General features: G+C 60.2%; 27 protein-coding genes. 13 read left to right on the top strand and 14 right to left on the bottom strand.

Going from position 1 to position 23,655, the window contains the following annotated elements; genetic code table 11:
• The first annotated feature begins 71 nt into the window (after positions 1-71).
• Genes ispH through rnhA form a run of 3 tightly spaced genes read left to right on the top strand, consistent with a single transcriptional unit; the run spans position 72 to position 2,515 of the window.
• Entirely contained in the window at positions 72-1,079 is a 1,008-nt protein-coding gene (ispH, locus tag FBZ99_RS10970; RefSeq protein WP_112722479.1) for a 4-hydroxy-3-methylbut-2-enyl diphosphate reductase, read from the top strand.
• Positions 1,080-1,112: 33 nt separating this feature from the next.
• A complete protein-coding gene (locus FBZ99_RS10965; RefSeq protein WP_113353910.1) occupies positions 1,113-2,078 on the top strand; it encodes a homoserine kinase in 966 nt (321 codons plus the stop codon).
• Positions 2,075-2,515, top strand: a complete 441-nt coding sequence (rnhA, locus tag FBZ99_RS10960) for a ribonuclease HI (RefSeq protein ID WP_113353911.1) — start codon at positions 2,075-2,077, stop codon at positions 2,513-2,515. Before FBZ99_RS10965 ends, rnhA begins: the two co-directional genes overlap by 4 nt.
• Before the next feature lie 45 nt (positions 2,516-2,560).
• Here the strand turns inward: rnhA and FBZ99_RS10955 are convergent, their stop codons facing one another.
• The gene (locus FBZ99_RS10955) at positions 2,561-3,451 is read right to left on the bottom strand and encodes a dihydrodipicolinate synthase family protein (protein WP_113353912.1); all 891 of its coding nucleotides are present in this window, start codon (positions 3,449-3,451) and stop codon (positions 2,561-2,563) included.
• Between the two features lie 111 nt (positions 3,452-3,562).
• Positions 3,563-4,171: a LysE/ArgO family amino acid transporter gene (locus tag FBZ99_RS10950; RefSeq protein ID WP_113353913.1), complete on the bottom strand. Its 609-nt coding sequence runs from the start codon at positions 4,169-4,171 to the stop codon at positions 3,563-3,565.
• Between the two features lie 100 nt (positions 4,172-4,271).
• Between FBZ99_RS10950 and FBZ99_RS10945 the strand changes: the two genes are divergently transcribed.
• Positions 4,272-5,171, top strand: a complete 900-nt coding sequence (locus FBZ99_RS10945) for a LysR family transcriptional regulator ArgP (RefSeq protein ID WP_113353914.1) — start codon at positions 4,272-4,274, stop codon at positions 5,169-5,171.
• 120 nt (positions 5,172-5,291) lie between these two features.
• Positions 5,292-5,600, top strand: coding sequence for a Dabb family protein (locus FBZ99_RS10940; protein WP_113331963.1), 309 nt, complete (start codon positions 5,292-5,294; stop codon positions 5,598-5,600).
• Between the two features lie 56 nt (positions 5,601-5,656).
• Here the strand turns inward: FBZ99_RS10940 and FBZ99_RS10935 are convergent, their stop codons facing one another.
• Genes FBZ99_RS10935 through FBZ99_RS10920 form a run of 4 tightly spaced genes read right to left on the bottom strand, consistent with a single transcriptional unit; the run spans position 5,657 to position 8,457 of the window.
• Positions 5,657-6,559 carry a metal ABC transporter solute-binding protein, Zn/Mn family gene (locus FBZ99_RS10935; RefSeq protein WP_113353915.1) on the bottom strand — a complete coding sequence of 301 codons (903 nt, stop codon included), beginning with the start codon at positions 6,557-6,559 and terminating at the stop codon, positions 5,657-5,659.
• A gap of 19 nt (positions 6,560-6,578) precedes the next feature.
• On the bottom strand, positions 6,579-7,451 hold the full coding sequence (locus FBZ99_RS10930) for a metal ABC transporter permease (RefSeq protein ID WP_113390366.1): 873 nt from the start codon (positions 7,449-7,451) through the stop codon (positions 6,579-6,581).
• Positions 7,448-8,230 (bottom strand): metal ABC transporter ATP-binding protein, encoded by a 783-nt coding sequence (locus FBZ99_RS10925; protein WP_113390365.1) that lies wholly within the window; start codon positions 8,228-8,230, stop codon positions 7,448-7,450. Before FBZ99_RS10925 ends, FBZ99_RS10930 begins: the two co-directional genes overlap by 4 nt.
• Positions 8,227-8,457, bottom strand: coding sequence for a hypothetical protein (locus FBZ99_RS10920; protein WP_145633087.1), 231 nt, complete (start codon positions 8,455-8,457; stop codon positions 8,227-8,229). Before FBZ99_RS10920 ends, FBZ99_RS10925 begins: the two co-directional genes overlap by 4 nt.
• Positions 8,458-8,558: 101 nt before the next feature.
• Between FBZ99_RS10920 and FBZ99_RS10915 the strand changes: the two genes are divergently transcribed.
• Positions 8,559-8,927 carry a VOC family protein gene (locus FBZ99_RS10915; protein WP_113390364.1) on the top strand — a complete coding sequence of 123 codons (369 nt, stop codon included), beginning with the start codon at positions 8,559-8,561 and terminating at the stop codon, positions 8,925-8,927.
• Positions 8,928-9,012: 85 nt separating this feature from the next.
• On the opposite strand, the gene FBZ99_RS10910 is transcribed toward FBZ99_RS10915, so the two are convergent.
• Together FBZ99_RS10910 and FBZ99_RS10905 are read right to left on the bottom strand one after the other, a co-directional pair.
• Entirely contained in the window at positions 9,013-9,498 is a 486-nt protein-coding gene (locus FBZ99_RS10910; protein ID WP_113390363.1) for a peroxiredoxin, read from the bottom strand.
• A gap of 83 nt (positions 9,499-9,581) precedes the next feature.
• A complete protein-coding gene (locus FBZ99_RS10905; protein ID WP_145633084.1) occupies positions 9,582-10,409 on the bottom strand; it encodes a protein-disulfide reductase DsbD domain-containing protein in 828 nt (275 codons plus the stop codon).
• 140 nt (positions 10,410-10,549) lie between these two features.
• Here FBZ99_RS10905 and FBZ99_RS10900 point away from each other — a divergent pair, with 140 nt between their 5' ends.
• The 3 genes from FBZ99_RS10900 (at position 10,550) to FBZ99_RS10890 (ending at position 12,635) form a co-directional block, all read left to right on the top strand.
• The gene (locus FBZ99_RS10900; RefSeq protein ID WP_069613770.1) at positions 10,550-11,155 is read left to right on the top strand and encodes a YqgE/AlgH family protein; all 606 of its coding nucleotides are present in this window, start codon (positions 10,550-10,552) and stop codon (positions 11,153-11,155) included.
• A gap of 95 nt (positions 11,156-11,250) precedes the next feature.
• On the top strand, positions 11,251-11,442 hold the full coding sequence (locus FBZ99_RS10895) for a CsbD family protein (RefSeq protein WP_069613771.1): 192 nt from the start codon (positions 11,251-11,253) through the stop codon (positions 11,440-11,442).
• Between the two features lie 137 nt (positions 11,443-11,579).
• Positions 11,580-12,635, top strand: coding sequence for a zinc-binding metallopeptidase family protein (locus FBZ99_RS10890; RefSeq protein WP_113390362.1), 1,056 nt, complete (start codon positions 11,580-11,582; stop codon positions 12,633-12,635).
• Between the two features lie 39 nt (positions 12,636-12,674).
• On the opposite strand, the gene FBZ99_RS10885 is transcribed toward FBZ99_RS10890, so the two are convergent.
• The 4 genes from FBZ99_RS10885 to thrC are packed head-to-tail and all read right to left on the bottom strand — an operon-like array spanning position 12,675 to position 18,965.
• Positions 12,675-15,587 (bottom strand): sensor domain-containing phosphodiesterase, encoded by a 2,913-nt coding sequence (locus FBZ99_RS10885; protein ID WP_371864889.1) that lies wholly within the window; start codon positions 15,585-15,587, stop codon positions 12,675-12,677.
• Positions 15,584-16,198, bottom strand: coding sequence for a GNAT family N-acetyltransferase (locus FBZ99_RS10880; RefSeq protein ID WP_113331954.1), 615 nt, complete (start codon positions 16,196-16,198; stop codon positions 15,584-15,586). Before FBZ99_RS10880 ends, FBZ99_RS10885 begins: the two co-directional genes overlap by 4 nt.
• 50 nt (positions 16,199-16,248) lie before the next feature.
• On the bottom strand, positions 16,249-17,547 hold the full coding sequence (locus tag FBZ99_RS10875; RefSeq protein WP_113390361.1) for a M16 family metallopeptidase: 1,299 nt from the start codon (positions 17,545-17,547) through the stop codon (positions 16,249-16,251).
• Positions 17,548-17,567: 20 nt separating this feature from the next.
• The gene (gene thrC, locus FBZ99_RS10870) at positions 17,568-18,965 is read right to left on the bottom strand and encodes a threonine synthase (protein WP_113390360.1); all 1,398 of its coding nucleotides are present in this window, start codon (positions 18,963-18,965) and stop codon (positions 17,568-17,570) included.
• A 313-nt stretch (positions 18,966-19,278) separates the two neighbouring features.
• On the opposite strand from thrC, the gene FBZ99_RS10865 reads away from it, so the two are divergent.
• Positions 19,279-19,899 (top strand): hypothetical protein, encoded by a 621-nt coding sequence (locus FBZ99_RS10865; protein WP_113331952.1) that lies wholly within the window; start codon positions 19,279-19,281, stop codon positions 19,897-19,899.
• A gap of 89 nt (positions 19,900-19,988) precedes the next feature.
• Here the strand turns inward: FBZ99_RS10865 and FBZ99_RS10860 are convergent, their stop codons facing one another.
• Positions 19,989-20,681, bottom strand: a complete 693-nt coding sequence (locus FBZ99_RS10860) for an HAD family hydrolase (protein WP_113331986.1) — start codon at positions 20,679-20,681, stop codon at positions 19,989-19,991.
• 243 nt (positions 20,682-20,924) lie between these two features.
• Here FBZ99_RS10860 and FBZ99_RS10855 point away from each other — a divergent pair, with 243 nt between their 5' ends.
• From FBZ99_RS10855 to FBZ99_RS10845, 3 genes are all read left to right on the top strand, one after another.
• Positions 20,925-21,590 (top strand): GntR family transcriptional regulator, encoded by a 666-nt coding sequence (locus tag FBZ99_RS10855; RefSeq protein WP_145633081.1) that lies wholly within the window; start codon positions 20,925-20,927, stop codon positions 21,588-21,590.
• A gap of 264 nt (positions 21,591-21,854) precedes the next feature.
• Positions 21,855-22,445, top strand: coding sequence for a biotin transporter BioY (locus FBZ99_RS10850; protein WP_145633078.1), 591 nt, complete (start codon positions 21,855-21,857; stop codon positions 22,443-22,445).
• Positions 22,442-22,867 (top strand): DUF1284 domain-containing protein, encoded by a 426-nt coding sequence (locus FBZ99_RS10845; RefSeq protein ID WP_113390358.1) that lies wholly within the window; start codon positions 22,442-22,444, stop codon positions 22,865-22,867. Before FBZ99_RS10850 ends, FBZ99_RS10845 begins: the two co-directional genes overlap by 4 nt.
• Here the strand turns inward: FBZ99_RS10845 and FBZ99_RS10840 are convergent.
• On the bottom strand, positions 22,864-23,604 hold the full coding sequence (locus FBZ99_RS10840) for an ArsR/SmtB family transcription factor (protein WP_113390357.1): 741 nt from the start codon (positions 23,602-23,604) through the stop codon (positions 22,864-22,866). The two genes, FBZ99_RS10845 and FBZ99_RS10840, sit on opposite strands and share 4 nt — an antisense overlap.
• Positions 23,605-23,655 lie beyond the last annotated feature (51 nt).

Below are 23,655 nucleotides of genomic sequence, written 5' to 3'. Positions count from 1 at the left end.
GCGGACCAGTGGAGCAGGCGGCAGGGCAGCCCTATCTATGGCTCGAGCCTCTGTCGCATTTCGGAAGAGATATGAACATAGCTGTTTCCAAACCTGACCTGACCATCCGGCTTTGCGGGCCGCGCGGCTTCTGCGCCGGCGTCGACCGAGCCATCCAGATCGTCGTTCTGGCGCTGAAGGCCTATGGCGCGCCTGTCTATGTCCGCCACGAGATCGTGCACAATCGCTATGTCGTTGAAGGTCTGGAAGCCAAGGGCGCCATCTTCGTTGAGGAGCTGGATGAAATCCCGGCCGAGCATCGCGCCCAGCCCGTCGTCTTCTCGGCGCATGGCGTGCCGAAATCCGTGCCGGCCGATGCCGATGCGCGCAATCTCTTCTATCTCGATGCCACCTGTCCGCTTGTCTCCAAGGTGCACAAGCAGGCCATGCGCCACAATCGCCTTGGCCGCCACGTCGTCCTGATCGGCCATGCCGGCCACCCGGAAGTGATCGGTACGATGGGCCAGCTGCCGGAAGGTGCCGTGTCGCTGATCGAAACGGTGGAGGATGCCGATGTCTACCAGCCTGATGATCCCGACAATCTCGGCTTCGTCACGCAGACGACGCTTTCGGTCGATGATACCGCCGGCGTCATCGCGCGGCTGCAGGAGCGCTTCCCCAATCTGACTGCGCCAGCGGCGGACTCGATTTGCTATGCCACGACCAACCGCCAGGAAGTGGTAAAGGAGGCGGCGCCGGGCTGCGATCTCTTCATCGTCGTCGGTGCGCCGAATTCGTCGAATTCCAAGCGCCTCGTCGAAGTGGCGTTGAGGGCAGGGGCGAAGAAATCCGTTCTCGTCCAGCGCGCCGCCGAGATCGATTGGGACGATATCGGCGATATCAAGACCGTTGGCCTCTCGGCTGGTGCATCTGCGCCAGAAGTCATCGTCAACGAGATTATCGAAGCTTTCCGCGCCCGCTATAATGCTGTGGTGGAACTCGCTGAAACTGTGAAGGAAACCGAGAATTTCCTCGTCAATCGCGAGCTTCGCAGTATAGAGCTGACGACAGCAGACATGGCTTTCGTCAACGGCGAATAGCCGACCTAAGGCGCTCAAGTTCGGGACTGTTTCGTGGCCGTTTATACCGATATTACCGAAGACGATTTGAAGTGGTTCCTGACCGAATATGATGTCGGTGAATTGCTCTCCTACAAGGGCATTGCCGAAGGCGTCGAGAATTCGAACTTCCTGCTGCATACGAGCCGCGATCCGCTGATCCTGACGCTTTATGAGAAGCGCGTCGACAAGGGCGATCTGCCGTTCTTCCTGGGGCTGATGCAGCATCTGGCGAGCCGCGGCCTGTCCTGCCCGCTACCCCTGCCGCGCCGTGACGGTGCCTTGCTCGGTCATCTCTCCGGGCGTCCTGCCGCCCTGATCTCCTTCCTCGAGGGCATGTGGCTGCGCAAGCCCGAGGCACATCACTGCCGCGAAGTCGGCAAAGCGCTGGCCGCTATGCATATTGCCGGTGAGGGTTTCGAGATCCGCCGCCCGAACGCGCTGTCGCTTGAGGGCTGGCAAGCGCTCTGGGAAAAATCAGAGGCCCGCGCCGACGAAGTCGAGGCCGGCCTGCAGGGTGAGATCCGCGGCGAACTCGATTTCCTTGGAAAGCATTGGCCGAAGGGTCTGTCCGAAGGCGTCATCCACGCCGATCTTTTCCCGGACAATGTCTTCTTCCTCGGCGACACCCTGTCCGGCTTGATCGATTTCTATTTCGCCTGCAACGATCAGCTCGCCTACGATGTCGCGATCTGCCTGAATGCCTGGTGCTTCGAGAAAGATCACGCCTACAACATCACCAAGGGAATGGCGCTGCTTGAGGGATATCAGAGCGTGCGGCCGTTGAGCGAGGCTGAAATCGCCGCCCTGCCGACGCTGGCCCGCGGCTCGGCGTTGCGCTTCTTCCTGACACGTCTCTACGACTGGCTGACGACCCCCGCCGGCGCTCTCGTCACCAAGAAAGATCCGATCGAATATCTGCGCAAGCTGCGCTTCCACCGCCAGATTGCCGCGGCCGCCGAATATGGGCTGAAGGCATGAAGCACGTCGATATTTTTACCGACGGCGCCTGCTCCGGCAATCCCGGCCCCGGCGGCTGGGGCGCCGTGCTTCGTTACGGCGAGGTGGAAAAGGAACTCTCCGGCGGCGAGGCAGAGACGACCAACAACCGCATGGAGCTGATGGCCGCGATCTCGGCACTCGGCGCCCTGAAGAGCCCATGCGAGGTCGATCTCTATACTGACAGCGTCTACGTCAAGGACGGCATCACCAAGTGGATCTTCGGCTGGAAGAAGAACGGCTGGAAGACCGCAGACAAGAAGCCGGTGAAGAATGCCGAGCTCTGGCAGGCGCTGGACGAGGCCTATAACAGACACAAGGTGATGCTGCACTGGGTAAAGGGGCATGCAGGACACCCGGAGAACGAGCGGGCCGACGAGCTGGCCCGCAAGGGCATGGAGCCGTTTAAGCGGAAGTAGCTCGTCGGCAATAAACTCGGACTAGCCGCGTCACATAGAACTCGATCACGCTAAGATATGATCGAGCGCGCTTCTCACTCTTGGCTTTTCGGTTGCGGAGAGGGGCAGGATTGGGCGCGGTGGATCGATCCGGCAAAGATCGAGTGCTTCCGCAATCGCATACATGACACGGAAGCTGCCGAACTCCTTGAACAGGCTCCATAGCGGCTGGAATTTTTGATCGAGCCGTTCGGCTTCGGCGACGTTGCCGGCCTGGGCGGCCCGTGTGAGCGCCAGCGCCTCGGCGGGCAGGAGGCCGGCGATCACGCTGTACCAGGCGTCGGCGCCGGCCAGTAGCCCGGCTGCGGCCCCCCAATCGCCGCTATAGCCGATGGCGAAACCCTTTGACGTTTCCTGGCGCAGGCGCGCTATCTCTCCCTTGAAATCGCCATCTTGCGGCAGAGGCATCTTCACCGCCACGATGTTCGCCACCTTTGCCAGCCGTACAATCAGTCGATCGCTGAATGTGAATTTCGTTGTGCCGGGATTGTTGTAGATGCAGAGCGGCAGCTCGCCGGCCTCCGCGACGGCTGCGAAGTGCTGGTAGACCTCTTCCTCTGTGAGTGGAGTATAGGATACGGGCGCCAGCAGTAGCCCATCCGCGCCGGCCGACTTGGCATCACGCGCCAATGCCTGAGCTTCGTCGGTCCGCAATGCTCCGACACCGACGATGACCGGGATCTTGCCGCCGACACTTGTCATCGCCGCCTGTACTGCCCGCCGGCGCTCGTCGCGTGACAGAAAGGCGTAACCGCCCGTACTGCCGAGCAACCCGATGGAATCAGCGCCCGCCCGTTGAATGCGTTCAAGCAGGTGGGTGAGAGCTGCAACATCCACGCGTCCGGAAGCGTCGGTCGGAGTAATTGGAAAGGCCGAAAGTCCTGTAAAGAGCGTCACAATTGTTTTCCTTCTCTGTCAGGCCATGAGCAGCGGTAGCGATCGAAAAGCAGAGCCTGGAATCCTCCTATGCTGAGCGCCGTATGGCTGTCGATAGAATATGTTGTAAAATCATACTCCGCTCAGCAACTTGGTGGCGATCATCCACATGGTAAGCGCGATGAGCGTTTCCAGAACGCGCCAGGAGGCGGGCTTCGCGAAGATCGGCCTTAGCCATCGCGCGCCAAAGCCAAGCGAAAAGAAGAACAGGAAAGAGCCGGTCATGGCCCCCGCCGCAAATGAGGCCTCGTTTCCCGGAAATCGGGTCGAGATCGTGCCGAGCAGCGCGACGGTATCGAGATAGACATGCGGGTTGAGCCAGGTGAGCGCCAGGCACATGGCAAGCGTCTGCCGGAAGCTCGATGATTTCGCTTCTCCGGCGGCCAGCACCGCGGACGAGCGAAAGGCGGAGTAGAGGCTCCTGGCTCCGTACCAGATGAGGAAGGCTGCCCCGGCATAGCGCATGACAGGATCGAGCCAGGGCAACAGCGCCGAGATCTGGCGGAAGCTCGTCACCCCGAGGATGATGAGCGCGGCATCGGAGAGCGCGCATGCAAGGCATACGGCTAAGACATGCTCGTTGCGGAGGCCCTGACGCAGGACGAAGGCATTTTGCGCGCCGATCGCGACAATCAGGCTGAGCCCCATCATCAGGCCCGTCATATAGATCGAAAAATTCATCCTAGCCGAAATGCTCCAAAATCAATGAGCATTTCCGGTATCGGCACAAGAAGATTTAGGCTAGTTAATGTTGCTAATCCTGATTAAGAAAAACTAATCCATGCTCGATTATTCTGCTCTCCGTGCCGTCTCCATGGTCGTCCAGACAGGCAGTTTCGAAAAGGCGGCGACCCTTCTCAGCGTCACGCCTTCGGCCGTCTCGCAGCGGGTGAAGCAGCTGGAAGAACGCCTGGGCATCGTCCTGATCGTCAGGGGTAATCCCTGCACCGCAACGGAGAAGGGCGAATGGCTCTGCCGCCATATGGAGAATGTCGGCATGCTCGAAGACGAGCTTTTCGGACGTTTGCCGGCACTCATCGATCCCGAGGAGCCCAAGCAAAGGGTTACGCTTCACATCGCCACGAACGCCGATAGCCTCGGGACGTGGTTCGTGGAAGCCATATCGGGTTTTGCCAAACGCTCCCCCTATCTGCTGAATATCGCCATCGACGACCAGGATCATACCGCCGAATGGCTGCAGCGCGGCCGGGTCATCGCCGCCGTCACCGGCCTGGAGAAGCCGATCCAGGGATGCCGGCGCATGTCCCTCGGCGCCCTCCGCTACCATGCGACGGCAAGCCCGGATTTCGTTGCCCGGCATTTTGCACAGGGCGTTACCCCGCAAGCGATCCGGAATGCGCCGGCCCTGACCTTCAACCAGAAGGACAGGCTTCAAAGCCGGTGGTTACGCCAGACTTTCGGAGAGGATTTTGCCTATCCGAGCCATTGGCTGCCGTCGACGCAGGGCTTCGTCGATGCCAGCCTTGCAGGCATGGGATGGGGCATGAATCCCATTCAGCTTGTGCGGGAGCATCTGGAGGCTGGGCGCTTGGTGGAACTGATCCCCGACACGCCGCTGGACATTCCATTATATTGGCAAGTGAATCGTCTCGCAGCCGACCGGCTTGCCGAGCTGACGCGCGAGATCACAGCGGCAGCCAAAGCTCATCTGTCAGCATGAGCAATGCTTCTAAACACCTTGCCATTCGCCTCGCTGCCGGAACGCAATGTTCGCGAATTGGTGCCTTGCCCGGCTGTCCTTTCCCTCTATGCTGCCCCCGACTTCCAGGGAGATTGTTTTATGATCCTGCATTGCGTTTTTCTTAGACTCAAATCCGCCCTGACACAGGATGAGAAGACCGCGCTCTTCGACTCTGTCGTCGCCTTGCAGAAGGTCATTCCGGGCATTGTCGATGTGAAATATGGGCCAAACGTATCGCCCGAAGGCTTGCATGGCGGCTTCGCCGATGGATTTGCCGTCACCTTCGAGAGTGTGGAGGCGCGTGATGCCTATCTCATCCATCCCGAACATGTGGCTGTCGGCGAACGCATCGTTTCCTCCACCGACGGCGGTCTGGCCGGCCTAATGGTTTTTGATTTCAATCTTTGAAATAGCCGCCAGGATCCGGCCGCAGACGGGGTAAGCCTGCGACCGGATCCGGTCGATCAGCTCGATTTCGCCATCGCAGCGGCGAGCTGGTCAACGTTATAACGGAACATTTTTTCGTAAGTCGAAGCCGGCCCGTTGGCCTTTGACAGCGATTCGACATAGAGCTCGCCGCCCGGCTCGGCGCCGGTTGCCTTGGCGACCTGCTTGACGAGGCGCGGATCGTTCGAATTCTCGAAGAAATAGGTCTTCACATGCTCGGTCTTGATCTGCTCGATCAGCTTGGCGACGTCGGCGGCCGACGCCTCCGTCTCCGTCGAAACGCCGAGCGGCGAGAGGAAGTTGACCTTGTATTCGCGGCCGAAATAGCCAAAGGCGTCGTGGCTGGTCAGCACCTTGCGGCGATCGTCCGGGATCTTGTCGAACTTGCCGTGCGCATAGGCGTCAAGCTCCGTCAGCACCTTCGTATAGCGCTCGGCATTGGCCTTGAAGTCGGCGGCGTCAGCCGGATCGGCGGCGGAAAGAGCCTTTTCGATATTGGCGACCCAGACCTTCACATTGACCGGGCTATTCCAGACATGCGGATCGGTGACGGTCTTGCCATCGTCGACCATGGTGCGGGTGTTGACGCCTTCGGAGGTGACAACGGGCGTTCCCTTGTAGCCGGACGCGGTAATCAGCCGGTCCATCCAGCCTTCCAGGCCTTCGCCGCTGACGAAGACGACCTTGGCGGCATTCAACGTCTTGGCATCGGCTGGCGAGGGCTCGAATTCATGGGGGTCGCCATTCGGGCCGACGAGGCTCGACACCTTCACATGATTGCCGCCGACCTGCTTGACGACATCGGCAAGCACGGTGAAGGACGCAACGACATTGAGTGTCTCGGCGGAGGCTGGTGCAGCGACGCCGAAGGCGACGAAGGCTGCCGCGGCGGCTGAGAGAAGCAGTCTCTGTTTGTTCATGTGGGTCTCCTTGTTCAGATTAGCCCCGGAGATGGGGACGGGGGAAGAGCCGCCGGGCAAGGCCCGAAGGTGCGAAGAGAATGGAGAAGCCGTAGATCAGGCTGGCGGTGATGATGATGGTCGGGCCTGATGCAAATTCGAGATGGTATGATGCGATGAGGCCTAGATAGCCTGCCACTATCGCCGTTCCCGTCGCAATCATCATCATGGCGGGTAGGCTGCGCGACCAGAGCTGAGCCACGGCGGCCGGCAGCATCATCAGCCCGACGGCCATCAGCGTACCGAGCGCCTGAAAGCTCGCGACGAGATTGAGCACGACCAGCAGCAGAAACAGGAAATGATAGAGCGGTCCGCGCCCGCCGACAGCACGCAGGAAACCCGGATCGAAGCATTCCATGACAAGCGGCCGGTAGATGACGGCGAGAGCCAGCAGCGTCACCGTCGTAATCGCACCGATCTGGTAGAGAGCCGGCGCATCGATCGCGAGAATGGTGCCGAAGAGCACATGCAGGAGATCGATGTTGGAGCCGCGTAGTGACACGATGAGGACGCCGAGCGCCAGCGAGGTCAGATAGAAGCTGGCAAAGCTCGCATCCTCCTGCAGCACGGTCGCGCGGCTGACGAGCCCGGAGAGCAGCGCCACCGAAAGGCCGGCCACGAGCCCGCCAAGCCCCATCGCGGTCAGCGACAGCGAGCCGGCAATGAGGTAGCCGATAGCGGCGCCAGGCAGAACGGCATGACTCATGGCATCGCCCATCAGGCTCATGCGCCTGAGCATCAGGAAGACGCCGATCGGGCCGGAGCCGAGGCCGAGGCAGACGCAGGCAATCAGCGCGCGCCGCATGAAACCATAGTCCGCAAAGGGTGTGAGGAAGATATCGTAGACGGTCATTCGGCCGGCTCCCGCTTCACGAGGCCGCCTTCGTCGTGCTCTTCTTCGGGGAGGCATGTCGCGGCCTCCTCATCCCAGCGCTCGGCCATGGCGCGCGCTTTGATGAGGTTCGTTGGGCTCATGACATCTTCCGTCCTGCCCCATCCCACGAGTTTGCGGGCGATCAGCAGCGTTTCGGGGAAATAGCTTCGCACCTGCTCGAAATCGTGCAGTACGGCGATGACCGTGCGTCCCTCCCGGTTCCATCGCAGCACGAGGTCGAGAAGATCGCGCGTCGTGCGCTGGTCGATCGCCGTGAAGGGTTCGTCCAGCAAGATGACACGAGCATCCTGCAGCAGCAGCCGCGCAAACAGCACGCGCTGGAACTGTCCGGCCGAAAGCGAGCCGATATGCCGCCGTTCGAAGCCCGAAAGCCCGACGATGCCGAGCGCCTCGCGCGCCCGCTCGGCGTCTTTCCGCGAGAACCGCCCAAAGGCGCCGGCATTCTTCCAGGCACCGAGCATGACGGTATCGGCAACCGAAATCGGAAAGCGCCTGGCGATATCGGCCACTTGGGGCAGATAGCCAAAATCGTTGCGCGTCAGCTTGCCACGATCGATCGACCCTTCCGCCGGCCGCAGCTCTCCGACAATCGCCTTCAGTAAAGTCGACTTTCCGGCACCGTTCGGCCCGGCAATCGCCGTCAGGCTGCCGGCAGCAAAGCCGCCAGAGAGATGGTGTACGGCTGGATGACGTTCATAGGTGACGGTGAGATTGTTGAGGCGGATCAGATCATTCATGCCAAAGCCACCGCCCAGCCGATAGCAGCCCAAAGCACTGCAATGCCCACCGCCACATAGGCAAGGCGCATCAAAGCCGAGCGCCCCATGAGGGACGAAGCGAAGGGATCACGGTCAAAAGGCATTTCAGGGCTTTCATTATGTAATAACATTACGTGTTGTAGCCGATGAAATGCGGCGAAAAAGAGGCGGCGGTGAACTGCGGTGAACAACGCTGGAATATTCACCGGCAATAATGTCCGCGCCTTATCGCCATGAGGCTCACGACAGTTATATTTTCACGCAGCATCGAGCGACAAAATTTACGAGGCGGGTAGGAGACAATGTCATGAAGCTAAGGCTTGAGCTGTTTGTTGCCGATGTGACGGCGTCGATAGAATTCTATCGACGGACACTGAACTTCCAGGTGGTTGGCGAGACAGGCGAGCAATACACGATGCTCTCGAATGGCGAGGCTATCATTTCCGTCAACAAGCGGGAGGCTCTTGGGCCTGATCATCCACTTCGAGCTGCCAATGGCGAACGACCAGGTCTTGGCATCGAAATCGTGCTAAGCGTCGAGGATGTGGAAAGTTTCTATGGTATCGCTAAAGCCGGCGGCCATCCGGTATCCAAGCTTGCCTTGCAGCCATGGGGGCTGCGCGATTTCCGTATCGTAGATCCTGATGGCTATTATATCCGGGTAACAAGCAGGTAAAAGGATTAAGGGATGACTTGAGCCTTCCACAGCCCGAAGATAGGCCGGGCGCAGGAGCGCCCGGCATTCCAAATCCATCAGAATTCTAAAGCTGCTCCATCATGGCAGCGGCGCCCGAAACCGTGGCCTGACCGGGGCTTTCCTCGATATTGAGCGTCTTCACCACGCCGTTTTCCACCAGCATGGAATAGCGCTTGGAGCGAATGCCGAGGCCGCCGGCCGAGAGATCGACGTCGAGGCCGAGCGCCTTGGTGAAGGCGCCGTCCCAATCGGCGAGGAAGTGGATCTTGCCGAGGCCACCGGACGACTGCGCCCAGGCGCCCATGACGTGCCAGTCGTTGATGGAAACGACGGCGATATCATCGATGCCCTTGGCGAGAATGGCGTCGCGGTTTTCGAGGAAGCCCGGCAGGTGATTGAGCGAGCAGGTGGGCGTAAATGCGCCGGGAACGGCGAAGAGGACGACGCGCTTGCCGGCAAACAGCTGCTCGGTGCTGATCTCGACCGGTCCGTCGGCGGTCTTTTCCTTGAAGGTGGCGGCAGGCAGCGTGTCGCCGATGGCGATAGTCATGGCTCTCTCCTTGGGTCGTTGTTTCGGGGCGCTCGAACGGCCGCCGATGGTTTGAAGACGGTTCAGAGAACTATAGATCCCGCCTATTCGAGCGCAAGGGTGGTTTCCATCGCCCGATCGCCATCGACGACCAGAATACCCCAGCTTTGGCCCTTCGGATCATAATCCTTCGGTAGTTTGCCGATTACTATATCGGCCGAGAAGGAAATTCCCTCCCGCTTCGCATTCGCTTGCTGAAAGAACACATAGCCGGATGGCCCCGTGACATAGATCTCAGGTGCATTTCCGCTCGCTTCCGGCAGTGTCAGATGCAGGGAAAGGCTCTTGCCGTCGTTGGAGAACTTATGGCTCTGGACGGCGAAATCCGGGGAGGGAGGCTGCGGTAGCACGGCCTTTGCCGCATAGAGCAAAGCCAGTTCATGCGAGGTTGGCTGCACATCTGCCGGCAAGGGCAGGGAATATTCGGCCTGGAAAGGGATGCAGATATCCTTGCAGAGGCCGATGAAGGCCGTCAGCTCAAGCTTTGCCGGCGCCTTGCCGGTGACGCGCAGATCGAGCGGAAACGTGACCGGCGCGTCGTAGCCGATTTCCTGGATGGGGCCGACGCGGATCGGCTTCGGCGCGGGATAGTCCGCCCTTTCCAGTGTTACGCCGCTGCCGGCTGCCGGCGTTATTTGCGGCGGAATTCCGCCCTCACCCGGCTCGCGCCAATAGGTGATCCAGCCCGGCTCCGGCTCGATCTGCAAGGCGGCGCGGATATGCCCTTCTGCGTCCGGCGCCAGTGCGATCAGACGCATTCTGCCGCCCTGATTGTCTATCCACTCACTCGTTGCGGCATGAGCCGCCGCGGTGCTGAAAAACAAAGTGGTGAGAAGCGCCGACAGGCGGGCAACGGTACTTATTTCGATCATGGAACAAGGATTTAGCGGATTGGGTCGCCGGGAGCCAGCACGACCGAAGAGGTAAATGATCATTTTCAGTTGATTGATTTATGACATTGCCCCATCTTGGTATGAGGCGGCGCAGTTGCGAACTGCGGTCAGGAGGCACGATGTCCCTATCGACGCTGAAGAATAGACGCGAAAGAGGTTTTCTCGACGGTCAGTTCCTGATCGCCATGCCCGGCATGGAGGATCGGAACTTTCATCGCACGGTTGTTTATATCTGTGCCCATTCCGATGCCGGTGCCATGGGCTTCGTCATCAACCGGGCTCAGAAGCTGACATTCACCGACGTCCTCTTGCATCTCGAAATGATCAAGGACGACGATGCTATCGTGCTTCCGCAGATGGCGCGCGATTTCCCGATCCAGACCGGCGGTCCCGTCGAAAGCGGCCGAGGTTTCGTCCTGCATTCCGACGATTACATCAGCGACAGCAGCATTCCGGTCAGTGACGATATCAGCCTGACGGCGACGCTCGATATCGTCAGGGCCATTTCCAAGGGGAGCGGTCCGAAGCGCGCGACGATGTTGCTCGGCTATGCCGGCTGGGGCGCTGGTCAGCTCGAGGCGGAGATCGGCAACAATGGCTGGCTGAACTGCCCTGCAAACGAAGAATTGATCTTCGATCGCAGCCTCGAGAACAAGTATGATCGTGCGCTGGCTCTCATGGGTATCAATCCGGTCATGCTGTCACCGCATGCCGGCCATAGCTGAGCCGATTTGCGTTGTTTTGGAACGAAGTAGCGTGCGTGACGTTTTCCCGACAGAGCGACGGCAATTCCGCTGTCGCAGCCAAGGAGGCGTCAGACATGAGCAGCACGACCGACAAGGTGTCCGGTAAGGCGAACGAAATTGCCGGCAAGGCCAAGCAGATGGCCGGCAAGGCGACGAATGACAAGGAAATGCGCGCCAAGGGCGCTGCACAGGAAGCCAAGGGTAAGGTGCAAACCGCCGTTGGCAAGGCCAAGGATAAGGTCAAGGGAGCGGTGGACCGGATGTGACCGGCTGCTTGTTTTTGTCAATCCATGGTCGCTGCTCCGTCTGAATTGACGTCGAAGCGGCGATGTTGGGAGGAGGAGCCTGTTACGGAAACGTGGCAGGCTCTTTATTGCCTGCCAATAAGTTTTCCGAGGGGAGCATGCGGCTTTTCACGTGCGATCATTGCGGACAGCCTGTTCATTTCGATAACAGGCAATGCATTCGATGTGGTCATCAGCTCGGTTTCGTCCCGGATCGCTTGGCGATATATGCCCTGGAAGCAGAAACTGAGACGAACTGGTACCCGGTCTCCGAACAGACCCGGCATGTTCGCTTCTGCGCGAATGCCGAACTCGATATCTGCAATTGGCTCATTGATGCGGACGATCCGCAGCCCTATTGCGTTGCATGTCGGCACAATCGTCTCGTGCCGAACACCGGCACGCAACAGGGTATAGATCGCTGGCGGCGCATCAGCCAGGCGCAGCGGCATTTGTTTTATTCGCTCTTGCGGTGGAACCTGCCGCATCCCGATCGGCAGCAGGACCCCGAAGGTGGGCTCGTCTTCGATTTCCTGGAGGATGAGGTGCAGGGCAATACCGTGGTCCCGGCGATGACCGGTCACGAGGAGGGACTGATCGCCATTCGGGCCGCCGAGGCCGACGATGTGACGCGCGAACAGGCGCGTACTTCCATGAATGAGCCCTATCGCACCTTGCTTGGCCACTTCCGCCACGAGACCGGCCATTTCATCTGGAACAAGCTTGTCCGCGATCGTGGACAATTCGATGCCTTTCGCGCCGTCTTCGGCGACGAGCGCGCCGATTATGGCGCCGCACTCCAGGCCCATTACGACCATGGCCCGCCTGCAAGCTGGCAGGAAAGTTTCATCAGCGCCTATGCCAGCTCCCATCCCTGGGAGGATTTCGCCGAATGCTTTGCGCATTATCTGCACATCGTCGATACGCTGGAAACGGCGCGTTCCTTCGGCCTGGCGATCGATCCCCATCGCTATCACGACATGGCGGCCGAGGTGGATTTCAATCCTTACAAGGCAGAAAGCGCCGAGCAGCTCGTCAGCGCCTGGATCCCTTTGAGCGTAGCGATCAATTCCATCCAGCGCAGCATGGGGCAGCCGGATTCCTATCCCTTCATTCTCTCGCCGCCGGTGGTCGCGAAGCTCGACTACATAAGAGAATTGATCGACAACGCCTGATGAGGCGCCGCACATCGTCGAAGGCGGTTCGCGAAGGCCTCAGGCGCGCTTCGTCAGCGGAAAGCGTTCCTTGAGCAGACGGATCACCGAATCCGAGCCCATCGGCGGACCAAAGATGAAACTCTGGCCGTAGCTGCAGCCGATCTTGGCGAGCTCCAGCGCATCCTCTTCCGATTCGATGCCCTCGGCGACGACGCGCATATTGAGTTCGCGCGCCATGGAAATGACCGAGCGCAACAGGACAGCCTTCTTGTCGCTATCGTCGCGGACCATCGCCTTGTCGAGCTTGATCGTATCGAAGGGGAAGCGGGTGAGATAGGCGAGCGAGGAATAGCCGGTGCCGAAATCATCGAGCGCCAAACCGATGCCGGCTTCGCGCAGCTTGTCGAGCACGAGCCGCGCCTGTTCCGGATTCTCCATCACCTGCGATTCCGTCAATTCCAGCTTGATGCGGCTTGGATCGCAATGGGTCTTGGCGAGCAGGGCGCGGATATCGTCGTAAAGCTCGTTGTTGAGCAGTTGCACGCTGGAAAGGTTGATGGAGACGAACAGCGGCAGGTCGCCAGTCTGTCGTTGCCATGCCTTGAGGTCGTTGGTTGCCTGCTCCAGTGCGAACATGCCGAGCGGACCGATGATGTCGGAAGCCTCCGCGATCGGGATGAATTCCGATGGCGGAATGTTACCGCGCTTCGGATGCTCCCAGCGCATCAGCGCCTCGAAGCCTGCGATTTCTGCATCCTCAAGCCGAACGATCGGCTGATAGACGAGCGAAAGTTCCTTGCGTTCGACGGCGCGGCGCAGATCGGTTTCGAGCTGCAGCCGGTCGGTGCCGAAGCTGCGGAAGGCGGGTTGGAAAGGTTCGACGCGGTTGCCGCCGGCGCGCTTGGCGCGATACATGGCGAGTTCCGCATCGCTCAGCATCCCGGCCGCATTTTCCTGCTGGTCGACCCACGAGGTCAACCCGACCGATGCCGTCAAAATGATCTCGCGGTTGGCGAAATTGATCGGCACCATGATCGCCTTGCTGATCGCGTCTGCGAAGTCGGCGACCTTGGCGGGATCGCGTTCGGAAACGAGGATGAGGCCGAACTGGTCGCCCGAAAGACGCGCCAGCGTATCCTGCGGCTTCATCAGGCGGCGAAGGCGACGGGTCAATGCGATTAGGATATTGTCGCCTGCGGCAAAGCCAAGCGTATCGTTGACGAGTTTATAGCGATCGATGTCGATGACCATAACCGTCGGCCGCAATTGATTTCCATCGGAAGCCAGCGTCAGAACGGCTTGCAAGCGATCGAGGAAGACCTGACGGTTCGGGAGCCCGGTCAGATTGTCGTGCACAGCGTCGTGCAGCAATCGTTCGACTGAATTCTTTTGTTCGGTAATGTCGACGATCGTGCCGACGCAGCGAATGATCTCGCCGTTCGACCCCAGCACCGGCCGGGCGCGGATCGACAGCCAGTGGAAATGTCCATCCTCCGCGCGGATGCGGAATTCATGGTTCAATCGGCCGCGCCGATGCTCCAGAAGGACGTCGAGCGTCGCTCGGAAGCGGTCGCGGTCGTCGGGATGCAGCCGCGGCAGCCAGTTGCGCGCCGCGCCATGCATGGTTCCGGGCGAGAGGCCGAGCTTCACCGAGATATCGGGCGTCGTCACTACGCGGTCGCGCGCCACGTCCCAGTCCCATACGGTATCGCCGGAGCCTGTCAGCGCCAGGGACTGCCGCTCCAGATCCGAGAACAGGCCCTGCTGGAAGGCGCCGCCGGCAAAAGCGTGCTGCATGACAGTGAAGCCGATCAGCAGGACGATGAGAACGAGGCCGCCGCCGAGTGCCGGCTGGATGATGTCATTGTCGAGCTTGCCCATGACCGTCATCCAGGCGCCGAACAGCCAGACGAGGATCAGGGCCCAGGCCGGCACGAGCAGGATGGCCCGGTCATAACGGCTGAAGCCGAGATAGATGATGAGCAGCAGGCCGGCTGTTGCCGTCAGTGCCAGCGACAGCCGCGCAATGCCGGCTGCAATCGACGGATCGTAGATCGCCACGCCGAAGAGGAGGGCAAGGCCGAGCACCCAGGCAAGTGTCACATAACCGAGATGGGCGTGCCAGCGATTGAGATTGAGATAGGTGAAGAGGAAGATCACCAGGCTCGACGCTAGCGCCACTTCCGCACAGGCGCGCCATATTCGCTGGTCGCTTGACGTGATGCTGATGAGCTTGCCGAGGAAGCCGAAGTCCACGCAGATATAGCCGAGCACCGCCCAAGCGAGCGCCGCCGTGGCCGGCAGCATCGACGTGCCCTTGACGACGAAAAGAATGGTCAGGAACACCGCTAGCAGGCCGGCAATCCCGAGCACGATGCCGCGATAGAGCGTGAAGGCGTTGACCGTATCCTTGTAGGCGTTTGGTTCCCAGAGATAGAGCTGCGGCAGGTTCGGTGACGAAAGTTCGGCAACGAAGGTGACGACGGCGCCGGGGTTCAACGTGATACGGAAGACGTCAGCCTCGTCGCTCGGCTGACGATCGAGCGCAAAACCTTCGCTCGGCGTGATCGCGACGATGCGCTGCGAGCCGAGATCGGGCCAGAAGACCTTTGAATTCACGAGACGGAAATGCGGCGCGACGATGACGCGCTCAAGCTGCTCTTCGGAAACGTTGGCGAGCGCGAAAACCGCCCAGTCGCCCTGATGATTAGGTGAAGAGGAGCGAACCTCGATGCGGCGGCGGATGCCGTCGGCGCCGGCCGCTGTCGAAACTTGGAAGGCTTCACCCTGATTGGTGTAGATTTCGGTCGTCGCTGTGAGATCGAGCGCAGTATCGTCGCGCGAGATCTTCACGGGCTCGGCTGCATCGGCCATTCCGGCGGTCAACAGCAGCATGGCGGCCGCGAGCGTTGCGATCACGGCGCATAGCCGGCGGGCCGTTGGCCACGTCTGCATCATTCCGGCGATCATCGCTGGTCGAAGCTTCGGTTCGGGTTGGTGTCGGATGCCAACCTTGAAAACATCACATGGTCGCGCCACTGACCGTTGATTTTAAGATAACCGCGCAAATGACCTTCCCGCTGGAAACCGGCTTTTTCCAAAAGCCGCATGCTACGCTCGTTATCCGGAATACAGGCTGCTTCAATTCGGTGCAACTCAAGTCCGGAAAAGATATAGGGTATAACCAACTGAAGTGCGGCGAACATATGGCCCTGACCGGAGTAGCGCTCGCCCATCCAATATCCGATCATGCAGCTCTGCGCAGCACCTCGGCGAATATAGCCGATCGTGATGCCGCCAACCAGCGTCATGTTTTCCCTGAGAAAAATGAAGAGCGGTATGGCCTGGCCGGAGCTGTATTCCTGCTTTCCGCGGATGATGCGTGCCCGATAGGCGCCCTCGGTCAGCTCGTCGTGTCGCCAGGTAGGCTCCCAGGGTTCGAGAAAGCGCCGGCTTTCCGCCCGAAGCTTATGCCATTGATTGAAATCGGAGTAGCGTGGCAAACGCAGCAAATAATTGTCGTTTTCGAGTTCAACCGCGTCCGTATGACGTGAGAGAAACCGAAAGACAGATTTTTGCATGCCGCCAAGCACTCCCCCGAGAATTGCACCCATAGGCCCGCGGCGTGCCCTTAGCCGCTCGCGCTTCTGGAGGCAGGGACCGGCGCCGACAGCGAGGTTACGATGTCCTCCATCGGGGCGAGCTGCTCCAGCGGTCCGATCGCAGAAAGCGTCGGTACTGTATCGAAGAACAAGCGACCGGCAAGATCCGTCAGGCGGTCGATCGTGATGCCTTCCAGGCGCTCCAGCATCTCCTGGTTCGGGATGGGGCGGCCATAAAGCATCATCTGTCGTGCGACCTGGCCGGCGCGGGCAGCCGGGCTTTCCTGGCCCATCAGCAGCTGCGCGCGGATCTGGGCGCGGGCGCGCTCGATTTCCTGCTGCTGAATGTCATGCGAGGATTTATGCAGCTCGTCGACAATGACGGGCAGCAGTTCCGGCAGGTTCTCGCCGCCGGTCGCCGCATGGATGCCGAAGATGCCCGTGTCGGAGAAGCCCCAATGAAAGGCATAGACCGAATAACAGAGGCCGCGGAATTCGCGCACTTCCTGGAATAGCCGCGAGGACATGCCGCCGCCGAGGATATTGGCGAGGATCTGCGAGCAGTAGAAATCGCGGGTATGATAGGCGCGGCCTTCGAAGCCGAGCAGGATCTGCGCATCCATCAGATCGCGGGTTTCGCGAATGTTGCCGCCGATATAACGCGCCGGCTCGATAACGGGTGGAGCGGACGGTTTCGTCGGAAGAGTGGAGAAGCGCTCCTCGACCTGCCGCACGAAGCTTTCATGGTCGACTGCGCCGGCCGCCACGACGAACATGCGGTCGGTCGTATAGTTGCGGCCGAGATAATGGCGGATCTGTTCTGGCGAGAAGGAGACGACAGTCTCCGGTGTGCCGAGAATGGCGCGCCCAAGCGTCTGGCCGCGATAGGCGACCTCGGAAAACTTGTCGAAGACGACATCGTCGGGCGTGTCGTTCGCGGCATTGATTTCCTGCAGGATGACCTGTTTTTCGCGCGCCAGCTCTTCCTCGTCGAAAGCGGATTCCGTTAGGATATCGGCAAGGATATCGACGGCGAGCGGCACATGATCCTTCAGCACGCGGGCATAATAAGACGTGGTTTCCGTCGAGGTGGCGGCGTTGACTTCGCCGCCGACATTCTCGATTTCCTCGGCGATCTGCCGGGCGGAGCGCCGCGCTGTGCCCTTGAACGCCATATGTTCGAGCAGATGCGCGATACCGTGTTCTGCCTCGGTTTCGTTACGCGAACCCGACTTGATCCAAACGCCGAGTGCCACGCTTTCGAGGTGTGGCATCGATTGGGTCGCTACTGTCAGCCCGGACGCTAGCCGGGTGCACTCCACTGTCATCGCCTGTCTTTCCGCGTCTGTTATTCGCCGGTCCGGGCATGCTTGCCGATAAAGCTTTCAACGGCTTTAAGTTCCGGATCGAGAATGTCGAAACGCTCCTCCCTGGTCATCAGACCAGCAAGCCACGTCGGAAGCGCCGGGTCAATACCGGATGCGGATTTTACTGCGGCGGGGAATTTTGCCGGGTGTGCTGTCGCAAGCGTCACCATCGGGCTGCTGGGACGCTCGTTTTTGTCCGCAATGAAGACGCCGATCGCCGTATGCGGATCGAGCAAATAGCCTGTGTCGGCAAGGGTTTTGCGGATCGTTTCGGCCACCTGCTTCTCGCTGGCGCGGCCGGCTCGGAAGTCCTTCTTGATAAGCTTCAGGGCTTCTTCGCTGACTGAAAATCCGTTCGACTGCTTCAGGCTTTCCATGGCGGCGCGCACCTTGGAGGCATCCCGGCCGTTGGCCTCGAACAGCAGGCGCTCGAAATTGGAGGAGATCTGGATATCCATCGACGGCGAGGTGGTGGCTTTTACCGAGCGCATCTCATAGCGGCCTGACTTCAGCATGCGCGCCAGAATATCGTTCTCGTTGGTGGCGATGACCAGTTTTTCGATCGGCAGGCCCATGCGCTTTGCGACGTAGCCGGCGAAAATGTCGCCGAAATTGCCCGTCGGCACCGTGAAGGAAATCTTTCGGTCAGGGCCGCCGAGAGCAACAGCGGTGGTGAAATAGTAGACCACCTGCGCCATGATTCGCGCCCAGTTGATGGAATTGACGCCGGAGAGCCTCACCTTGTCGCGGAAGGGGGCATCGTTGAACATGGCTTTGACGAGGTTCTGGCAATCGTCGAAATTGCCCTTGATGGCCAGCGCATGCACATTCGCTGCCGTCGACGTGGTCATCTGCCGCTGCTGTACCGGCGAGACTTTTCCATGCGGGAAGAGAATGAAGATATCGGTGCGCTCGCGTCCGGCAAAGGCGTCGATTGCCGCGCCGCCGGTATCGCCCGAGGTCGCGCCGACGATGGTCGCCCGCTGGCCGCGCTTCTCCAGCGCATAGTCCATCAGCCGCGCCAGCAGCTGCATGGCGACATCCTTGAAGGCGAGTGTCGTGCCGTGAAAAAGCTCCATGACGAAACTGTTCGGCCCGGTCTGGAGGAGCGGCGCCACTGCCGGATGCCGGAACGTGGCGTAGGCATCATCGATCATGCCGCGGAAGACATCTGCCGGAATCTCGCCATTGGTGAAGGGCGAAAGCACCGCGAAGGCGACATCCTGATAGCTCTTGCCGCGAAAGGCGCGGATTTCCTTCTTCGTCAGGACCGGCCATTCACGGGGAACATAGAGCCCGCCGTCACGAGCAAGGCCGGCCAGGAGGGCGTCGCAGAAGCCAAGGGCAGGGGCTTCTCCCCGCGTTGAAATATAGTCCACGGTCTAGAATTCCTTTGGTCGCAAAATTGCCTGAGTGATCGATTGAGAGGGTAGAGGAACGAAGAGACGACGGCCGGTCTTTTTGCGTCGGATCAGCCGCGTGGTTTTCGCGTTTGCGCAAGGCGCGTGGGATCGGCGCCATGTGGCGTCTGTTTGTGGCAATGTGTCGATCTCGAAAAGTGAGCCAAAACGGTGTCTACCCAATCGATTTTTCGCTGCGTCGCTGGTATAGACCATCGCCAAGTGTCATAAAAGGCCCGTTTGACAGGCTGCAGGCCGATTATATGAAATATATGGAGAGGGTGGAATTATAGTGTTTGGCAAGGTTTCGCGTCGTCTTTTCTCCGCTTCGCTTCTGGCATTCCTGACGGGTTGCAGCACTCTCGGCATCGGCGGCAACAGTGAAAAACAGCCGGCAACGGATGTAACGGTAGCGCCGCAAACCGGAGCCACGACTGCCGCACCTACGGGCGGCCAGACCTATGTTGCCGGCAAGTGCCCGCAGGCGGTCATCCGCGACGAGGATTCGGTCTATCGCACCTACGCCAAGGGCGCCAAGGACGATCCGAACCAGCTGGTCTATCAGGCTTCGCTGGCGCAGGCGACCCGCCAGTGCACCACCGATGGAACAAGCCTCGGCATTCACGTCGTGGCGCAGGGGCGCCTGGTTGCTGGCCCCATGGGCAGCTCCGGCAAGGTAACCCTGCCGATCCATGTTGCGGTCATGGACAATGACAACGCGCTCTATAGCAAGACCATCATGTATACGGCGGAAATCCCGCCGGGCGAAAGCACGGCGCAGTTCCTCTTCACGGATGACGACATCCAGGTTGCCGGCGGCTCGGGCGGCTTCACCATCGTCCAGATCGGCTTCGACCAAGGCCCGCAGAAGCCGGCAAAGGGCGAGAAGCCAGCGCGCAAGAAGCGTCACTAAGGTTGGAGCAGTAGGCAGTAGGAAAAGATCACCTTGTCCCTGCTGCCGCCGGCACTATGGCCGCAACATCTTGCCTATTGCCTATTGCCTCAGAGCACGCCGTCCCATTCGGCGAGCGCCATGACCACGCCCGGCAAGTCGGCCATGCGGCTGACGACGGTTTCGGCGCCGGCATCGGTCAGACGGTCGGCATGCGAAGGATAGGTGTGCGATGCGCCGGTGAAGCCGATGACGCGCATGCCGGCGGCGCGCGCTGCCTGAACGCCGTGAACCGAATCTTCGACGACAATAGTATTGGCTGGGCTGACATTCATCTGCTTGGCGCCATGCAGGAAAATGTCCGGTTTGGGCTTGACGCGGTCGGCGCCGAGATCCTTGGCGGAAAAGATATTAGGAGCAAACAGTTTGAGGTAGCCGACCTTCGTCAGCATCATCTCGATGCGGGCGAAGCTGGAATTCGAGCAGATGCAGCGCGGTATCGGCAGGCGTGACAGCGCCAGCGGAACGCCAGGGATAGGCTGAACGTCGCTGGCAAGCGCCAGGTCGAGCAGCTTTTCCGATTTGTCGAGCAGCGAAGCGGAGAGGGGAATACTGGCCTCGCGCTCGACTTCGAACAGGATGTTGCGCCAGGTCATGCCGGCGAAGCGTTCACCCATTTCCTCGGTGCTGATCGGATAGCCCGCATCGGTCAGCAGTTTGGATTCGACTTGTGCCGCGATGATTTCCGAATCGACCAGAACGCCGTCGCAGTCGAAGATGATGAGGTCGAAGCCATTGCTCATGAAATTGCTGCCTTTGATGTGGCTGAGTTCGGCACGCTACAGGAAACCATTGATGTTTCGGGGCATGCTCTGAAAAATGACCGCCGGGCTTTACACGATATGTCGGCAAAGCTCAACCAATTGGCGGGCATGGCTGCGCTGCAGTGAGCGAAAAGGTCGAAATGCGCAAAAGAGGTGATGACGATTTCTTGTCGCTCGATATCGGCCCTCGACATCGGATTGACCCGCCTTTAAGGATCGGCCATGGCCAAGGAGCGCGACGACACCATTGCCAGCCGCATCAGCCGGGTGCTTGCCGACCGCATCATCCGCGGCGAGATCGCGCCCGATGCCCGCCTGCGGCAGGATCACATCGCCGAGGAGTTCGGCACCAGCCATGTGCCCGTGCGTGAGGCGTTCCGGCGGCTCGAGGCGCAGGGGCTGGCGATCAGCCTTCCGCGTCGCGGCGTGCGCGTCGCCTCCTTCGATCTCAAGGAGGTCCGCGAGGTCGCGGAGATGCGCGCAGCCCTTGAAGGTCTTGCACTCAAGCATGCGGCCCCGCATCTGACGTCAGCCATTCTGGACGAGGCCGAGCAGGCGACACGCGATGGCGATGCCGCCGGTGACGTCCACGCCTGGGAGGAAGCAAACCGCCGTTTCCATCGCCTGATCCTGGCGCCTTGCGGCATGGCGCGTCTTCTTGCCGCTATCGATGATTTGCATGCGGCGAGCGCCCGCTTTCTCTTTTCTGCCTGGCCCGGCTGGGAAAAACGCACGGATCATGACCACCGCGCCATTCTGGCGGCGCTGCGCCAAGGGCGGGCAGACGAGGCGGCTGCTATTCTGCAGAAGCATGTGCAATGGATCGGCCGCGCGCCGGTGCGCACACCTACCGGATCGACACGCGACGCCTTTGCAATCGTCGGCTAAAAATTATAGATAATTTTGAGATGCCTTGTAGGGCGTGCCTCGCGAACTGTACTCCGCGCGGAGTTTCTTCGTTTTGCCGCTGTTGCATCTCGATCAGCATTTCAGCTGCGGTTCGCCGCGCTTTCCGGATTTATTACACTTATTTTTCAAAAGGATTTCGCGCTTACTCAAAATATCCGGAGCTTGCCACTTGCCTGATTTCGCAATCTCTCTCATAAAATAGATGAGACTCAAAAATTATCTATAATTTTGAAAGGAGAGCCTATGTCCCTGTTGCAGCATCACGATGAAGTCGCTTTCGATCCGCTTCGCCTTGGTCAGCGTTCGCTTGTTGCCAAGACTGTATTCGTTCTCGCCGGAACACTGATCCTGGCACTCGCATCGCGAATCTCGGTGCCGATGATACCGGTGCCGATCACCATGCAGACATTCGCGATTACCATGATCGGTGCTCTTTATGGCTGGCGTCTTGGCGCAGTTACGGTTCTCGCGTGGCTGGGCGAAGCCGCGATCGGCTTTCCGGTGCTCGCCGGCGGGGCAGGCGGCATTGCGCCCTTCATGGGTCCGACGGCGGGTTATCTCGCATCCTTCCCGATCATCGCAGCCCTCGTCGGCTGGCTTGGCGAGCGAGGTTGGAGCGGCAACCGCGTCGTGCGCAGCTTTCTGGCGCATCTCTCGGCTAACATTCTCTGCCTTGCGATCGGCGGCGCATGGCTTGCAGCGCTGATCGGTGCGGAAAAAGGCTGGCTGCTTGGCGTGGCGCCCTTCATCCTCGGCGCCGTCCTCAAGTCCGCGCTTGCAGCCGCAGTGCTGAAGACCATTCAGGTCTATAGCGGCAAGGCGCGTCTGAATTGACCGTCAGGCTTCGCGCCCATCATCTGCTCTGCATGCTGACCTTCGTCGGTGAAGGCTATACCTCAGCCTTCACCGACAATTATCGCCGCATCGCCGAGCGGCTGTCGGAAGGGGAGAAGATCAAACTGGTCTCCGGCCCCGATGACGTCTGCGCTCCGCTCCTGAACGGGGAGGAGCCACACTGCTTCAAGGCTTCGGTCATCGAGCGGGATGCAACTGCCCTTGCCGATGTCGCGGCCTTGCTGGGCGAAGAGATCGGCATAGGCACGGTGCTGGTGCCTGATGCCATCCTGCTTTCTAAGCTTCGCCGCAATTTCGCCGGCGGTGAAATCCGTCATGCCTGCATCGGCTGCGAATGGGGCGACCTCTGCAGCCGCATTGCTGCAAGCAATTTCAGCGGTGTCCTGATCAAGGCAGCTTAAGGCGTGTTATCCAGCTCTGGCTGTGAGGCCTCTGGCTGCCGGGCGCCATCGCTCAACTCAAGTGGAAAGAGCGCCAAAAAGCGGCGCTCGCCCTCGGGCGTGAAGAAGATCGAGCGGCTGTTTTCGGTTCGCCGCGCCCAACCCTTGTCGAGAAAATTCGAAAGCAGCGCCTTGCCGAGGCTGCCTGCAAGATGCGCGCGCCGCTCGCTCCAATCCAGGCAGGATCGGCAAAGCGGGCGGCGGCTCGAGCGCAATCCGGAGACGTCGATGCCGATCGTTCCAAGATGCCTTTCGCCATCGTCCGTCAGGCTCAGACCTTCGCCGACCGCGGAGATCGACCCGGCCTCGATCAGGCTGTCGAGCATGCGCACGCCGTAATCGCCGGCTAGATGGTCGTAGCAGATGCGTGCCTTGCGCAGGGCCGGCTCCTTCGGGCCGGGACGATGGCGCAGATGGCCACGGCTGGCTGCAAAACCCATGATACCCTCAAGCAGCTTGCCGACGCGATCGTCTGCCAGCGTGAAATAGCGATGGCGGCCCTGCTTGCGTTGTGCCAGCAGGCCTCCCGCTTCAAGTTTGGCAAGATGGGCGCTGGCGGTCTGCAATGTCACGCCGGCAGCCGCCGCCAGTTCCGTTGCCGTCAACGCCCGGCCGCCCATCAGCGCTGTCAAAATGTTCGCTCGCGCGGGATCGCCGATCAGCGAGCCGATCTGTGCTATGTCTGGACCTTCTTTCATACTTCGATCGTAACCGAACCATCTCCGTGCTGCAATGTGCGAAAACAGCGG

Source organism: Rhizobium sp. ERR 1071 (genome assembly GCF_007828675.1).
GTDB classification, from domain to species: Bacteria; Pseudomonadota; Alphaproteobacteria; order Rhizobiales; family Rhizobiaceae; genus Rhizobium; species Rhizobium dioscoreae.
Note: the sequence above shows the minus strand (reverse complement) of the source record. Positions and strands in the feature narration are given on the sequence as shown.